This is a genomic window from Methylocystis sp. ATCC 49242, from assembly GCF_000188155.2.
Lineage (GTDB): Bacteria > Pseudomonadota > Alphaproteobacteria > Rhizobiales > Beijerinckiaceae > Methylocystis.
The window spans coordinates 2,559,456-2,574,304 of record NZ_KE124774.1 but is presented as its reverse complement, the minus strand read 5'-3'; the positions used below and the strand labels follow the sequence as shown (position 1 = coordinate 2,574,304).

Annotated in this window: 11 protein-coding genes and 4 pseudogenes; 5 read left to right on the top strand and 10 right to left on the bottom strand. The window is 57.6% G+C overall.

The features are described from left to right. Positions 1-22: 22 nt before the first annotated feature. Together MET49242_RS14560 and MET49242_RS14555 are read left to right on the top strand one after the other, a co-directional pair. A complete protein-coding gene (locus tag MET49242_RS14560; protein ID WP_036283909.1) occupies positions 23-1,183 on the top strand; it encodes a CapA family protein in 1,161 nt (386 codons plus the stop codon). 53 nt (positions 1,184-1,236) lie between these two features. Then, positions 1,237-2,595 carry an MBL fold metallo-hydrolase RNA specificity domain-containing protein gene (locus MET49242_RS14555; RefSeq protein WP_036283908.1) on the top strand — a complete coding sequence of 453 codons (1,359 nt, stop codon included), beginning with the start codon at positions 1,237-1,239 and terminating at the stop codon, positions 2,593-2,595. Positions 2,596-2,639: 44 nt separating this feature from the next. Here the strand turns inward: MET49242_RS14555 and add are convergent. The 3 genes and pseudogenes from add to MET49242_RS14535 form a co-directional block, all read right to left on the bottom strand. Beyond that, positions 2,640-3,350 (bottom strand): annotated as a pseudogene (gene add / locus MET49242_RS14550) (adenosine deaminase); the annotation flags it as partial. Between the two features lie 27 nt (positions 3,351-3,377). After that, a protein-coding gene (locus MET49242_RS24355; RefSeq protein WP_144259444.1) for an IS5 family transposase occupies positions 3,378-4,213 on the bottom strand; the annotation gives its coding sequence in 2 pieces (ribosomal slippage) (positions 3,378-3,829 and positions 3,829-4,213; 837 coding nt in all). Positions 4,214-4,279: 66 nt separating this feature from the next. Then, positions 4,280-4,603, bottom strand: coding sequence for a hypothetical protein (locus MET49242_RS14535; protein ID WP_036283907.1), 324 nt, complete (start codon positions 4,601-4,603; stop codon positions 4,280-4,282). A 402-nt stretch (positions 4,604-5,005) separates the two neighbouring features. On the opposite strand from MET49242_RS14535, the gene MET49242_RS14530 reads away from it, so the two are divergent. Then, entirely contained in the window at positions 5,006-5,767 is a 762-nt protein-coding gene (locus tag MET49242_RS14530) for a class I SAM-dependent methyltransferase (protein WP_036283906.1), read from the top strand. Between the two features lie 94 nt (positions 5,768-5,861). Here MET49242_RS14530 and MET49242_RS14525 read toward each other — a convergent pair whose 3' ends face one another. Further along, complete coding sequence (locus MET49242_RS14525) at positions 5,862-6,461, bottom strand: 2-oxo acid dehydrogenase subunit E2 (RefSeq protein WP_256378619.1); 600 nt, start codon at positions 6,459-6,461, stop codon at positions 5,862-5,864. Between the two features lie 35 nt (positions 6,462-6,496). Here MET49242_RS14525 and MET49242_RS14520 point away from each other — a divergent pair. Continuing rightward, a pseudogene (locus MET49242_RS14520) lies at positions 6,497-6,876 on the top strand (IS481 family transposase); the annotation flags it as partial. Here MET49242_RS14520 and MET49242_RS24350 read toward each other — a convergent pair. Continuing rightward, positions 6,876-7,824, bottom strand: a protein-coding gene (locus tag MET49242_RS24350; RefSeq protein WP_144259640.1) for an IS630 family transposase whose coding sequence is annotated in 2 segments (ribosomal slippage) — positions 6,876-7,487 and positions 7,489-7,824 — 948 coding nt in all. Because the reading frame shifts where the segments join, the coding sequence is not laid out codon by codon here. The pseudogene MET49242_RS14520 and the gene MET49242_RS24350 overlap by 1 nt on opposite strands. Before the next feature lie 93 nt (positions 7,825-7,917). On the opposite strand from MET49242_RS24350, the pseudogene MET49242_RS26200 reads away from it, so the two are divergent. Continuing rightward, a pseudogene (locus tag MET49242_RS26200) lies at positions 7,918-8,269 on the top strand (IS481 family transposase); the annotation flags it as partial. A gap of 198 nt (positions 8,270-8,467) precedes the next feature. Here the strand turns inward: MET49242_RS26200 and MET49242_RS14500 are convergent. The 5 genes and pseudogenes from MET49242_RS14500 to ccrA form a co-directional block, all read right to left on the bottom strand. Beyond that, positions 8,468-8,761, bottom strand: coding sequence for a formate dehydrogenase subunit delta (locus tag MET49242_RS14500; RefSeq protein ID WP_051134219.1), 294 nt, complete (start codon positions 8,759-8,761; stop codon positions 8,468-8,470). Next, positions 8,758-11,602: pseudogene (fdhF, locus tag MET49242_RS14495) on the bottom strand (formate dehydrogenase subunit alpha). Before fdhF ends, MET49242_RS14500 begins: the two are co-directional and overlap by 4 nt. Before the next feature lie 404 nt (positions 11,603-12,006). Continuing rightward, a complete protein-coding gene (locus tag MET49242_RS14485) occupies positions 12,007-12,375 on the bottom strand; it encodes a hypothetical protein (protein ID WP_144259637.1) in 369 nt (122 codons plus the stop codon). Positions 12,376-12,417: 42 nt separating this feature from the next. Beyond that, positions 12,418-13,320: a sulfate adenylyltransferase subunit CysD gene (gene cysD / locus MET49242_RS14480; protein ID WP_036288209.1), complete on the bottom strand. Its 903-nt coding sequence runs from the start codon at positions 13,318-13,320 to the stop codon at positions 12,418-12,420. A 131-nt stretch (positions 13,321-13,451) separates the two neighbouring features. Beyond that, on the bottom strand, positions 13,452-14,729 hold the full coding sequence (gene ccrA, locus MET49242_RS14475) for a crotonyl-CoA carboxylase/reductase (RefSeq protein ID WP_051134218.1): 1,278 nt from the start codon (positions 14,727-14,729) through the stop codon (positions 13,452-13,454). Positions 14,730-14,849: the final 120 nt, after the last annotated feature.

Sequence of the window (14,849 nt, the reverse complement as noted above, 5' to 3'; positions counted from 1 at the left end):
GCTTCCAATTGGGAAGCGCGAAATGAACGCTTCCATAAAGTCTTCTCCGTCTGCTCCGGATGAAACGAAAACCATCCGCATTTTCCTGTGTGGCGACGTGATGATCGGTCGTGGCATAGATCAGATATTGCCCGCGCCATGTCCTCCGGAATTGCACGAAGAATATGTCTCCTCCGCCCTCGGCTACGTAAGCTTGGCCGAACGTGTTTGCGGACCAATCCCGCGGCCGGCGCCCGCCTCCTATATTTGGGGCTCTGCGCTCGACGCGTTCTACCAGAAAAATCCCGACTTGCGGATCATCAATCTCGAAACCAGCCTCACGCGTAGCGAGGCCTTCGAACCGAAGGGAATCAATTATCGGGCAAGCCCGGAAAATGCGGAAACATTGCGCGCCGCCGGGATAGATTGTTGCGTTCTGGCGAACAATCATATCCTCGATTGGGGTGAGGCCGGACTGATCGACACTCTCGATATTCTGGGAAAGCTGCAAATCAGGACTGCCGGCGCAGGGCGCAATCGCGACGAAGCGCGGCGTCCTGCGGCGATCGATGTCGCCGGCAAAGCGAGGGTCGTCATAACGTCCTTCGCGTTGCCGAGCAGCGGCGCGCCTCGCCATTGGGCCGCGTCATGCGAAAGGCCCGGCGTCAACCTGCTTCCCGACCTTTCCGAGCATAGCGTCGAGCTTGTTTGCGAGATTTTGAGAGATGTCCGACGGAGCGACGATATCGTGATCGTGTCGCTGCATTGGGGGCCGAACTGGGGCTACGACATCCCGCAGGATCATCAACGCTTTGCGCACGCCCTGATCGATCGCGGCGCGGCTTCGATCATTCACGGACATTCCTCGCACCACGCCAAGGCGCTCGAAATATACAAAAACCGCCTGATCCTCTATGGATGCGGCGATTTCATCAACGATTACGAAGGGATTGCGGGCTACGAGCAATATCGCGGCGATCTGTCGCTGATGTATTTCGTCGACATCGACATGAGCAGCGGCTCACTCGCCGGTCTCGAATTGACGCCGCTTCAGATCCGCTGCTTTCGCCTCGAGCGTGCGCTACCAGCGGATGCCGAGTGGCTCGCGCACAGATTGAACCGGGAAAGCGCGCGCTACGGCGTCAGCCTGTCGAAACAGTCCGACGAATCCCTGATTGCATCATGGGCGCAAGCAGCAACATGATCGGAGAGACGGTCATGGCAAGAAACCATCAATAAATGGAGCGATTTTCGACAATGAAACTATCTTTCTTCGGCGCCGCCGGCACAGTCACAGGATCGAGATATCTGCTCGAGAACGATGGCGTCCGAGTGCTCATCGACTGCGGTCTGTTTCAGGGTCTGAAGAATCTCAGGCTACGTAACTGGGCGCCTTTTCCTGCTCCTCCGAAACACATATCCTGCGTGGTGCTGACACACGCCCATCTCGATCATTCCGGCTATTTGCCGGCGCTGGTCAGAGACGGATTCAAGGGACCGGTTTACTGCTCCGACGCGACTCGCGATTTGTGCGAAATACTTCTGCCCGATAGCGCGCATCTGCTGGAGCAGGACGCCGAATACGCCAACAGACGCGGCTTCTCGAAACACAAGCCGGCGCTCCCACTCTATAATGCAACGGACGCCGAACGGGCCTTAAAGCGCCTTTCTCCGCTCCATTTCGACAGGCGGCGGACCTTTCCCGAGGGATTTTCGCTGCGCTTGCATCGCGCGGGCCATATCCCTGGCGCTGCGATCGTCGAGATCGACTGGAGCGGAAGAAAGATCATATTTTCCGGCGATCTCGGGCGCTACGACGACCCCACGATGATGGATCCTTCTGCGATAATGGAGGCCCATTATCTCGTCATGGAATCGACCTATGGAGACCGAACGCACGAACGCCGCGACGCAGAGGAGGCGTTGGCAAGCATTGTCAACAGAACAGCGGCGCGTGGCGGAACAGTGATCATTCCGGCCTTTGCGGTCGGACGCGCGCAGACCTTGCTGTTCCATCTCGAGCGCCTGAAAAGCTCGCGAAGGCTTGTCGATGTGCCGATCTATCTCAACAGTCCCATGGCAATCGACGCAACCGAAACCCTATGTCGTCGCGCCGATGATCAACGGCTGACGAGAGAAGAATGGCGGCGCGCCTGTTCGGTCGCAAGATATGTCGAGTCCGTAGACGAATCGAAAGCCATAAATGAAGATGATGCTCCCAAGGTCATCATTTCCGCCAGTGGCATGGCGACCGGCGGGCGTGTGTTGCATCATCTGAAGAAATTTGCACCTGACCCGCGCAACACCATACTTTTCGCCGGTTTTCAGGCCGCCGGAACGCGCGGCGCGGCATTGGTGGGCGGGGCTCAGAGCGTCAAGATACATGGCGAATATGTGCCGGTGCGCGCCGAGGTCGATAATCTTTCGATGCTCTCGGCGCATGCCGACGCCAATGAACTCATGCGATGGCTGGGAAATTTCAGACGCCCGCCGCGAATGACCTTTCTTACGCATGGCGAGCCGACAGCGTCGGATACGCTGCGTCTCAGAATTCAGGACGAGCTCGGCTGGAGATGCCATGTCCCAGAAATGATGGAGACGTCAATATTGGAGTAGGATGTCCGATTGCGAATTTGGCAGTTGACCCTCGCGACATTCGCTCAATCATCCGCACGCGCGATGAGATAGGAATCCACTTCATTCATTCTCGCTTGCTTGTCGTCATCACTGAGCCATGACGCCGCGAAAGAGTTTAGGGCGAATGTCGCAAGATCGGGCTCTCGCAATTCAAAAGCCTTCTGCACAGCGTAATAATTAGCGTTCACATAGCCGCCGAAATACGCAGGATCGTCCGAATTGATCGTGACCAGGACGCCCGCTTCCGCCAGGCGCCGAAGCGGATGGTGAGCCATGTCCTCATATATGCGAAGACGAACATTTGATAGTGGACAAACGGTCAGCGGGATTTTCTGACGCACGAGGCGCGCAATCAGGGAGGAATCCTCGATTGCGCGCACGCCATGGTCGATGCGCTGCACTTTCAGCATATCCAGCGCCTCCCAAATATAAGCGGGAGGCCCTTCCTCGCCAGCATGAGCTACAGTTTGAAACCCAAGCGCTCGGGCGCGGGCGAAAACACTAGCGTGCTTCGAAGGGGGATTGCCGACCTCCGCTGAATCTAGTCCGACGCCAGTGATAAGCGATCTCCAGGGAAACGCCTCTTCGAGCGTCTTCATGGCGTCGCTTTCGGGAAGATCGCGCAGAAAGCACATGACCAATCTGCTTGTCGGGCCGTCGCCTTTCGCAGCCTCCCGGAGCGCGGCGGCGATCCCCTCGACAACGGCGCCGAATGGCACATTACGCTTGGTGTGAGCCTGAGAGTCCGTCCCAGAAGTTAGTCAACAATTGCAGAGCTTTCGTAGCATGAGCCGAATCGACGCGAAACGCAGGAACACGAGCGCTGTGATATTGAGGTTTTCCCAATCCTTGGCCAGTCTTCTACAGCGGTTTAGCCAGGCGATTGATCTTTCGACGATCCAGCGCATGGGCAATTTCACGAAGCCCTTCGCCTGATCGGATCGTTTTATAATCTCGATTTTGAGACACGGTAGGATTTTGCCCGTTGCGTCGGCGAAGATCGGTCCCTGATAGGCGCTGTCAGCCAACAGCTTTTCAAGAAAGGGAAACCGCCCATGCAACGTCGAAAGCAGCAAGACGCCGCCGTCTCGGTCCTGAATGTCGGCGCCGTGAACGACGGCGCCCATCAACAAACCTTGCGTATCGACGAGTACGTGGCGTTTCTTGCCTTTGATCTTTTTGCCGGCGTCATAGCCATGCGGATCAATGCGCGCCCCCCTTTTTCCGCGCTCTTCACGCTCTGACTATCGATGATCGCCGCGGTGGGGCTCGCCTCTCGTTCCGCTCGTTCGCGACACATGACGTAGAGCGCGTCGTGCATGCGATCCAGAACGCCGCACCAGGCCCAATCGCAAAAATAACGATACACTGTGCTCTTCGGGGGAAAATCCTTGGGAATGTACCGCCATTGGCATCCCGTGCTCAGCACATACATGATGGCGTTGAACACCGCCCGCATGTCCACTTCACGCTTGCGCCCGCCACGCTTGGCCGGAGGAATAAGCGGCGCCACATGCCCCCACTCCTCGTCCGTCACATCACTCGGATAACGTAACCTGTCGCGATTGTATTTCGCCCGGTTTGCCTTCGTCCACATCGACGGCCTCCTACGAATCAGACCGCCTCCCATCCATCACAACAGATTCATTCGATTCAACATCTTTCAGGACGGACACTGAGGATCGAAGAAGATCTCGCAGTGACGGATGTTCTCGCGCCGTGCACGAGCGAGATAGGCGTTCGTGAGATCGAAGAAGTCATGCTCGGTGCGCAGCACTTGCGTAGTTTGATAATAGAGATTCAGAAAATCCTGCAAATTCTCAAAATTATACCTTCGACGCATCGCCTCGACCGAGGGATAGGGGAGATGGATCCGATTGCGCTCGGCAAGCTTGAAGACCATTTCGGGTTCGAGCGTTCCCTCGATATGAAGGTGGAGCTCCGCCTTGGGGATGTCGTTGATAAATTGAGCAATGTTGCGCGCCATTCGAATGTTCCGTCGCTATGGACCGCGCTCGTCTACGTCTCCCGAGCGCGAACTGCGCTTAGTATACATAAAGTCGTCGACGCCGCTCAGGTTTGAAAAACTGACGGGCTCATGAAAAATTGCGTGGATCATTGCTATCGCGGTCACAATTCGGCGGATTCAAAGATAAGGTTTCCCAGACACGAATGCCCCCGGGTCAGGAATGAGCGCTGGCCGAGGCGTCCTGTTTTGTTCAACCGAATGACTTCCTTCGGGCGGTTCATTTCAAAGGAAGCGTGCCCGATTTCGCAGGTAGGAAAGCGTCAGAATTGGCGCTAGGTTATCGTGTGGCGCACATTGCATTCGCGCGTCATTTCGTTATAGGCCGTCGAGACGGAAATGAACGGAAGGTGAGAGTCATTCATGCAGGTCCGTCATCCAATCGGCATGTCTTTTGGTCAGGATGCGGGGGAATATTTTTCGTATCGTCCCCAATATCCGCGAGCGCTTTTCGCTTTGTTGAATGAGGCCGCGCCCGCTCGCGATCTGGCGTGGGATTGCGGAACAGGCAGCGGACAATCAGCTGTGGCGCTTGCGGAATATTTCAATCAGGTGCTCGCCACGGATCCAGACCAGCGTCAGCTCGACATGGCTCCGGTGAGACCCAATATACGATACGCGCTCGCCGCCGCGGAGACCGATCTTGGTCTGAGGGGAGAGGTGGATCTCATCACCTGCGCCTGTTCGGCACACTGGTTTGATCTGTCACGATTTTACGCGATTGCAAGACGATCCCTGAAGCCTCGGGGAGTTATTGCGGTCTGGACCTACGACTGGCCCTGGACGAGTTCGACATCTTTGAATGTCGTCATGCAAAAACTGAAATGTGAGATTCTCGGCCCCTTTTGGGGAGAGAATTCAGCCTATTACTTCGGGCGCTATGAAAATCTGCCCTTTCCTTTTATCGAGATCGATCATCCTCCGTTTCATGTACCGATCGGTGAGAATGCAGACGATCTGCAGAAGTTTTTGAGCACATGGTCGGCCGTAAAGAAATTCCGATTGGAGCAGGGAAAGGATCCCCTTTCCATAGTAGACGGCGAATTACGCAAGGCGTGGGCGACTGAGCCGCCCACACTTCCACTCATAGCGCCGCTTCATATGCGCGCGGGTCGCTGTTCATGATTTGCGTCTACAACGAATAGGCAGGCGAGATACACGAAATCAACCTGTTGCGGCAAGAGCGCTATCGAAGGTCGAATCGATTTTGTCTGAATTTTCACAAGAGATTGACCTCTGCGCCACGCAAGTTGGGAAGGGCCTTCGCGGAGGGGAATTGTAATTGAGAGTTTCTTCGTGCGATCGAACTCTTCGATTCGTCCGCGCAAGCCTGTCTTGTGTGGGCGATTGCTCTTCCTAAAGTAAACGATCTTTTGTAGTCGACGTCTGGAATACCGATTTCTGCGTGATTGTGAATTAGAACGATGAGGTTCGTAAAATCAGTTGAATCGACGTCGAAGGCGTCTCTTGTGGTGGCCGTATCCATTGCCGACGCCAGATCGGCTTCCGGCGTGAGGTCGTCGATCAAGTCAAGAGTGGACTCCCTGACTTCTGTGTCCGTGATAATCTTTTCCGCTTCCTGCAAGAGAGGCGCGGTTCTGGCTAAATATAAGCCTCCTATATGATCGTCGGTCACTCGATGGTCCCTGGCAAGGCCCACAATGACGATTTCGCGACCGGTAACCAGATCGTCCGAAACCCGTGGGCGCGTCATAATCCCACCAAATCCGACCAAAGATGCTTGTGGAGAATAGATGACCTCGATGACGGTTTCGGCGCCTTCGTCGCCGAAGTTATATGTCTGATCCCAGGATTTGATGGTGCAATCATTTCCAGCGATTGGAAGAATGCGCTATGGGCCAGCTTCTCCATGGAAGCGCCCGCACGACAGAGGCGGTGCGTCGAGCGATACAGCATAGTCAAGAGAGCCTGAGGGCCTTCGCCAGGCGGTACGGCGTCAACACGAAGACCATCGCCAGGTGGAAGGGGCGGACGTTGGTTTACGACGAGCGCACGGGACCGAAAGACCCCAAACCCATGGGTCTGACGATCGAAGAAGAGGGGATCAACGTCACCTTCCGCCGTCACAGCTGTTGCCTTTAGACGATTGCCTGTACGCCCGTCAGGAGACAATCCCGCACCTGCCTCGGTCATCGTTGCATCGCTGCCTTCAGCTCCACGGCGTCTCACGATCGCCGAAGTGCGCACGGCCGAAGGCAAGCTCTAGAGCGTTTCATATTTTGACGGAAGCGTATCCTGCGTTTGTGAAGTAGTTGCTGCATTCTTGTGGTTGGATGTCTTTTGCGAGGCGTCCGATCTGTCGCCAGGTTTCATCGATGGTTCGCTGCTGCGCCTGTCGCATCCAGTGTTTGAGCTTGGAAAAGGTCTGTTCGATTGGATTGAGGTCGGGCGAATAGGGTGGCAGAAACCACAGTCTGGCTCCGGCGGAGCGGATCGCGCGTCGCACCGCCTCGCCCTTGTGACTGCCGAGATTGTCCATAATGACAATATCGCCCTGCTTAAGCGCGGGGACGAGTTGTTGTTCGACATAGGCGCGGAAACACGCGCCGTTGATTGGCCCGTCGAAGACGCAGGGCGCGTCGAGACGATCGCAGCGCAGCGCGCCGAGAAAGGTCAACGTGCGCCAATGGCCGTGCGGCGCGAGGCCGCGCAAGCGCTTGCCCTTGGGGCCCCAGCCGCGCAGCGGCGTCATGTTCGTCTTGATCCAGGTCTCGTCGATGAAGACCAGCCGCCTGGGATCGAGGCGCGCTTGCAGCGATTGCCAGCGCTTGCGCCGTCGCGCAATGTCAGCGCGGCCTTGTTCGAGCGCCAGCAGCGTTTTTTTTGAACCGCAGCCCCTCGCGGCGCAGGAACATCCAAATGGCGTTGTGCGAAACCTTGACCCCGCGCGCCAGCAGCTCGTCCTTGAGGCCATGCAACGTCAAATGCGGCGTCTGCGCCAGACGCTCGACAATGAAAGCGCGATGCGGCTCCAGCACGCGCTTGCGATAGCCGCCCATTTTTGCCGGCGCGACCGAGCCCGTCTCGCGCTGGCGCTGCGACCACTTCACGACCGATGACACGGCCACGCCAAAGCGCAAAGCCACGGCGCGGCAACTCTCGCCAGCCAAAACCGACGCAACCACACGCTCTCGACGATCATTGGAGAGAGGTCGAACCATTGGATGCTGGCCTCCGCCCAGCCAGCATCTTGAATCACACTCCTGCTAAAACAGGAATCCCTCCCGATTCAGAAATACAGGGAAATGCTCTAGATGTTCGTGGCGATCGATCGCACGTAGAAATTCGCCTTCGTCAAGTTGCATGAGAAGGCCGCGACAAGAATAGTCGCCGACTTTCTGTTCGCACTGATACAAGCCGTTCCCTATAATATCCACGCGGTGCTCAACGATAATGGAACGCGCTTCACCGATTCTGGCGGAAGGGCGGACCTTCAGGGCGGATGCTTTCGAGTTCGCCTGCGCCCGCGCCGATAGCGACCATCGACTGACCAAGTCCAAGCATCCTTGCACGAATGGCAAGATCGAGCGCATGAACCGCACGATCAAGGACGCGACGGTCAAGCGCTACTTCTATGAAACGCAGTCCGAGTTGCGAAAGCATCTCGCCAATTCTTGCCAATCGGATCGGTCATTCAAATGGATCGAGTCGCAGGCCGACCACAAGATCCACGCTCAAATTCCATCATGAAGGCTCGAAACATCGCGCATAAGCAAGAAAAGGCGTGCGAGCGCCCGCCCTTTCTATTCGCGGCGTCGGCGTTAATGGCGAAGTTGATAATCTCCCCCCAATCAAAAGCTTCGGTCAAGCCTTCGGCGGCCCGTAATAGCCTGGCTTGGCGTGCGCTTCTTCGCGGAGCAACTTTGCCCCCTCGATGACATGCGGCGCGAGCCCCGCGCCGCCGGCATCGATCAGCGCCAGCAGTTCCTCGCGCATTCGCGGGTCCCAGTAGGTGCGCAGATGGTTGCGAATCCCTTCCGCCCGCCGCTCCGGCGGATAGGGCGCGAAGAAGTCGCCGATCTGGTTGGCCATCGCCGCGATCCGGTCGAGCGCCATCACCGGAATGGCGCCCTCCGCCTCTTGATGCGTCATGCTCATTCGGCGGCCTCCAGCGCTTTCGAACCCGGCTCCGCGTCCTGCTCGGGGCCGTTTGTGCGCACGACATCCACCTCGGTGACCTTATATTCGGGGCAATTCGTCGCCCAGTCCGAGAGATCAGACGTGACCGAGTTGGCCTTGGATTTGGCGTGGTGGAAGGTCGTGTAGACGACCCCCGGATTGACGCGCTCCGAGATCTTCGCGCGCAATTCGGTCTGGCCGAAGCGGCTCGAGAGCTTCACCCAGTCTCCGTCCCTGACGCCACGCGAAATCGCATCCTGTTCATTGATTTCCAGCACATCCTCGGGATGCCACAGCGAGTTCGGCGTGCGACGGGTCTGCGTGCCGACATTATACTGCGTCAGGATGCGGCCGGTGGTGAGCAGCAGCGGATATTTGTCGTTCGTGCGCTCGGCCGTCGGCACATATTCGGTGAGCATGAATGTGCCGAGCCCGTTGGCGCGCGGGAACTTCTCGCGGTGCAGGACCTCCGTGCCCTCGGGCGCCTCCTCGTTACAAGGCCATTGCGCCGAGCCGATGCGGTCGATGAGCGCGAAGCTTATGCCACGATAGTTCGGCGAGAGCCGCGCGATCTCGTCGAGAACCTCGCCGGGGTTGGAATAGGAGACGTTGTAGCCCATGGCGTTCATGAGCTTCACCGTGATCTGCCAGTCCTGAAGGCCGGCGAGCGGCTCGATCACCTTGCGCACGCGCGAGACGCGGCGTTCCGCATTGGTGAAGGTGCCGTCCTTCTCCAGCGACGAAGAGCCGGGGAAGAAGACATGGGCGTATTTCGAGGTCTCGTTGAGGAAAAGATCGTGGAGCACGACGCACTCCATGTTCTTCATCGCGGTAATGACGTGGTGCTGGTTCGGGTCGCTCTGCACAGGGTCTTCGCCCATGATGTATATGCCCTTGAACGATCCCGCGACCGCGGCGTCGAGCATGTTGGGCAGGCGCAGGCCGGGCTCCGCGTCGAGCGGCACGCCCCATTCGGCTTCGAAGCTCGAGCGGGTGGCGTAATCCGTAACGAAGCGATAGCCGCTGAACACATGCGGCCAGCTGCCAAGACAGCTTCCGCCCTGCACATTGCCCTGGCCGCGCAGCGGGTTCACGCCGACGCCCTCGCGGCCAAGCATGCCGCAGGAAAGGCCGAGATTGCCAAGGCACATCACGCCCGTCGAACCCTGCGAATGTTCGGTGACGCCGAGCCCGTAATAGATCGCGCTGTTCGGGCCGCCTGCATAGATGCGCGCCGCCTTGCGGATGCCTTCGGAATCGACGCCCGCGAGTGGGCCGATGACGTCGGGCGAATATTTGTCCGAGCCGACTAGAGCCTTCCAGTTCTCGAACTCGTTCACCTCGCAACGCGCCTGAACGAAGGCTTCGTTGTAGAGCTTCTCGCGCACGATGACATGCGCGATGCTGTCGAGGACCGCGACATTCGTGCCGGGCCGGATCGCGAGATGCACATCGGCCTTGATATGCGCGGATTCGACGGTCTCGGTTTTACGCGGGTCGATGACGATGAGTTTCGCGCCTTGACGGATGCGGCGCTTCATCAGCGAGCCGAAGACCGGGTGGCCTTCCGTCGGATTGGCGCCGACGACCATGATGACGTCGGCCTGCAGAATCGAATCGAAGTGCTGGCTCGCAGCGCCCGCGCCGACGGTGTTCGTCAGGCCGAACTGTGTCGGCGAGTGGCAGATGCGGGCGCAGTTGTCGATGTTGTTGTTGCCGAGCACCGCACGCGCGAATTTCTGCGTGAGAAAAATTTCCTCGTTAGTACAGCGCGAGCTGGAGACGGCGCCGACCGACTTCACGCCATATTTCGCCTGGATGCGCTTGAACTCCTTCGCGGCATAGGCAAAGGCCTCGTCCCAGCTCACGGGCGTCCATGGATCGTCGATCGAGGCGCGGATCATCGGCGTGCGCACACGGTCGGGCGAGTTGTAATAATCGTAGGCGAAGCGCCCCTTGATGCAGCTATGGCCGTGGTTGGCCTTGCCTTCCTTCCACGGGATCATGCGCACGATTTTGTCGCCGCGCGTCTCGGCCTTGAATCCGCAGCCGACGCCGCAGTAGGCGCAGGTCGTGACGACCGATTTCTCAGGCTTCAACGGGTTCGGCATGCACATATTCTCCTTCGAAAAGGCTCTTTTCCACGAGAGCATGACTGGGGCAAGCCTGCACGCAGGCGCCGCAAGAGACGCATTCGGATTCGAAGAAAGGCTGCTCCTGACCGGCGACGACTTTCGACTCGAAGCCTCTTCCCGCGATGGTGATCGCGAAGGTTCCCTGAACCTCGGCGCACGCGCGAACGCAACGGCTACAGACAATGCATTTGGCTGGGTCAAACAGGAAATAAGGGTTCGACTGGTCGACGGGTGCGTCAAAATGGTTCTTGCCGCCACCGTACGGATGGGTTTCCACCCCTTCTGCTTTCAGCGATTCATGGAGCTCGCTCCAACCACCCTCAAGTTCACTCTCGGGGAAATCAGAGAGGTAGAGCTCCAAAACGCCCTTGCGCAGACGCCTCAACGTCTCGGTCTGCGTCCTGACCTTCATGCCCTCGACTGCGGGAGTGGTGCAGCTAGCCGGGTATCCGCTACGGCCTTCGACCTCGACAAGACACACGCGGCAACTGCCGAAGGCATTGAGCATATCGGTTGCGCAAAGTTTAGGAATCGGCCGGCCAGCCTTCACTGCCGCGAGCATGACGGAGCTTCCAGCAGGAACGCTAACCGCCACCCCATCGATTTCGAGGGTCACGAGTGGCCCATCTCGCGGCGGTGTGCCAAAATCAATCTCGTCCTTCAATCCCCGCAGTTCAGACCACATTTGCCACCTCACAAAGACAAAGATGCTCTTCTTACTTTTCCGGGAGGCAAGCCCCTATGGAAACGCGCGGGCTCTCCTTCCTGTTCAGTTAGTTCGATCTGTCGCGGACTCAACCTGCTGATTTCATGCAACTGATTAGCCTCTCGTAGGGAGCCGCGTGTTCAAGACTTCATGCGACACGAGAAGCGTGAAGTCCTGATCCACGCCGTTCGCTGTAGGAATCATGAGGTCAGGCCTTCAATCGCCGCAGAGATCACAACAGAAGGATATTTAGTCACACTCGCATATCTCTCAATTTCGAATTATGGAAGATTCCCTTCCATTTTGGCAAAATCATCAGCGATATTTGTAATTCGCGGGGAAGATCTGAGCTGGCCCCGAGACTTCATGACTGGAGAGATAGTCTATTGATCACGAGGCGAAAACGAGGAACGGCATCTGGCGTCAATCCATGCCCAAATGATGATCACCATAGCGTCGAAATATCCGGCGCCGCTGATTGCCGGATATATCAGTGGCAAGAACCCAAACCATTTGCCCGGACCGCAAACGCGATGTCGCGCCGCGGTATTCCTGAGCGCAAACATCTGGCGTCGACAATCGGTCGGAATGACGATTCGATCCGGAAATATCTCCGCAAACAGCAACAAGAGGATCCATGCTTGGATCAGCGAAGCCTTTGACGATGAGGCGACGCGGCTCCACTCGGCGGTGAATAAATCGGTTACCTTCGGCGCCCCAACCCAACCGCCTTGAGCGGTTCGTGTGGTCAAATCCGCGGTTTCGCCTTGGCCGATAACTAATTAGCGGTGTTGTCAGAAATAGCCTTCACGCTTTTTTTGCTCGAGCGAACCACCGTCTTCCCCATCACTGATTCTTCCCTGCCGCTCTGACATTTTTGCCGCAAGAGTTTCTTCGAGAACCGCGTCAATGTCCTTCGCCGTCGACTCGATAGCTCCAGTGACCGGCCAACACCCGAGTGTCCGGAAGCGAACGGTTTTCATCTCAATTTTATCTCCCGGTTGAAAGCGCATTTTCAGTTCATCGTCGACCACGATGAACGCTCCATTGCGTTCAACAACTGGCTTGGGCAAGGCAAAATAGAGGGGCGCAAGATTGATCTTGCGCAAGAGGGCATAGCTCCAGATGTCGTTTTCCGTCCAGTTGGAAAGTGGAAACACACGGGCAGACTGCCCTTTACTAAGCCGCAAGTTATATTGTCGCCAAAACTCAGGGCGTTGTTGACGTGGATCCCAGACGTGCCCAGTGTTCCTCACTGAAACGATGCGTTCTTTCGCCCTGGATTTTTCCTCATCGCGCCGCGCGCCTCCGAAAATCACATCATACCCGCCTCGATTGAGAGCCTCCTTCAAGGGTTCTGTTCTCATTACCATTGTGTATCGATCGCCATAGTCGAACGGGTTGATGCCCTGGACGCGCCCTTCCTCATTCGCATGAACGACCAGTGAAAAGCCATTTTCACGTGCAAAGGCGTCGCGAAACTCAAGAAGAGAGCGGAATTCCCAAGTCGAATCGATATGAAGCAGCGCAAATGGCGGCTTTCCTGGATAAAAGGCGCGAAGCGCGAGATGCGCAAGAACGGTAGAATCTTTCCCGGCCGAAAAGAGCATAACGGGTCGTTCAGCTTCCGCCGTTGCTTCGCGGATGACGTGGATAGACTCTGATTCCAGCCATTCAAGATGAGCAACGCTGCGCATGGCCATCATGTCTCATGATTATGGAACCCGACGCCACAGATGCGTCGCGTAGCAAATGAAACGAGTCCGGCGCGCTGGGATACGCCAAAATTGACTTACCCCAGCTCCCGCCTCGATCGCTTGCAGGAAAATCACCGAGCGTATTCCAGGCGGCCTGCAGCGTTTGTCTTTTGAGACCTGATTACGTCCTCGACGGTGTGCAGTCCCGGCTCCGGCGACATGACGAGCACGGCCATGTTGCCCGGCGCATGTTCGTTGCGCCACATCTTCATGTGCGCTTCCGGGATCTTCTCCCAGGAGAAGACTTCCGACATGCAGGGGTCGACGCGGCGATCGAGCACGAAGCGGTTGGCGGCCGACGCCTGCTTCAGATGCGCGAAATGCGAGCCCTGGATGCGCTTCTGGCGCATCCACACATATCGGGCGTCGAAGGTGATATTGAAGCCGGAGGTGCCGGCGCAGAACACCACCATGCCGCCACGCTTGGCGACGAGGCAGGACACCGGGAAAGTCGCCTCGCCCGGATGCTCGAAGACGATGTCGACATCCTTCTTGCCAGTGATGTCCCAGATCGCCTTGCCGAATTTGCGCGCTTCCTTGGTCCATTCGTTGAATTCGGGCGAATTGACCTTGGGGAGCTGGCCCCAGCACTTGAAGTCCTTGCGATTGATCACGCCCTTGGCGCCGAGCGACATGACGTATTCGCGCTTCGACTCGTCGGAGATGACGCCGATGGCGTTGGCGCCCGAGGCCGCGCAGAGCTGCACGGCGAAGACGCCGAGGCCGCCCGAGGCGCCCCAGACCAGCACATTGTCGCCGGGCTTGAGCTGATGCGGCGCATGGCCGAATAGCATGCGGTAGGCGGTGGCGAGCGTCAGCGTATAGCAGGCAGCCTCTTCCCAGCTGAGATGCTTGGGGCGCTCCATGAGCTGGCGGTCCTGCGCGCGGCAGAACTGGGCGAAGGAGCCATCCGGCGTTTCATATCCCCAAATGCGCTGAGAGGTAGAGAACATCGGGTCGCCGCCGTTGCACTCCTCGTCGTCGCCGTCATCCTGGTTGCAGTGGATGATGACTTCGTCGCCGACCTTCCAGCGCTTCACCTTGGAGCCGACGGCCCAGACTATGCCCGAGGCGTCGGAGCCGCAGATATGATAGGGGTGCTTGTGGCCGTCGAGCGGAGAGATCGGCTCGCCGAGCGAGGCCCAGACGCCATTGTAGTTGACGCCCGCCGCCATCACGAGAACCAGCACGTCGTGGCTGTCGAGCTCCCATGTCGGCACGACCTCCAGCTGCATCGCCTTTTCCGGGGGCCCCTGGCGCTCGCGGCGGATCGCCCAGGCGTACATGTTCTTCGGCACATGTCCAAGCGGAGGGATTTCACCAATTTCATAGAGGTCCTTCAGCATCATTTCTCCTTGATCCAATTGCCGGAAAAGACTATAAAAACCTGTCGTCTGTGAGAAATTCGAAGTTAAGAATGAACCCTTCGGAAAATACGAACGGAGGAAGTCAAGCCGGCGCAGGAGCAC

Bases quoted from the DNA above. Each gene is read 5' to 3' on its own strand.
- MET49242_RS14555 (WP_036283908.1), top strand. From the start codon at position 1,237: ATGAAACTATCTTTCTTCGGCGCCGCCGGCACAGTCACAGGATCGAGA.
- MET49242_RS14535 (WP_036283907.1), bottom strand. From the start codon at position 4,603: ATGGCGCGCAACATTGCTCAATTTATCAACGACATCCCCAAGGCGGAG.
- cysD (WP_036288209.1), bottom strand. From the start codon at position 13,320: ATGCGCAGCGTTGCTCATCTTGAATGGCTGGAATCAGAGTCTATCCAC.
- MET49242_RS14500 (WP_051134219.1), bottom strand. From the start codon at position 8,761: ATGAGCATGACGCATCAAGAGGCGGAGGGCGCCATTCCGGTGATGGCG.
- MET49242_RS14560 (WP_036283909.1), top strand. From the start codon at position 23: ATGAACGCTTCCATAAAGTCTTCTCCGTCTGCTCCGGATGAAACGAAA.
- ccrA (WP_051134218.1), bottom strand. From the start codon at position 14,729: ATGATGCTGAAGGACCTCTATGAAATTGGTGAAATCCCTCCGCTTGGA.
- MET49242_RS14530 (WP_036283906.1), top strand. From the start codon at position 5,006: ATGCAGGTCCGTCATCCAATCGGCATGTCTTTTGGTCAGGATGCGGGG.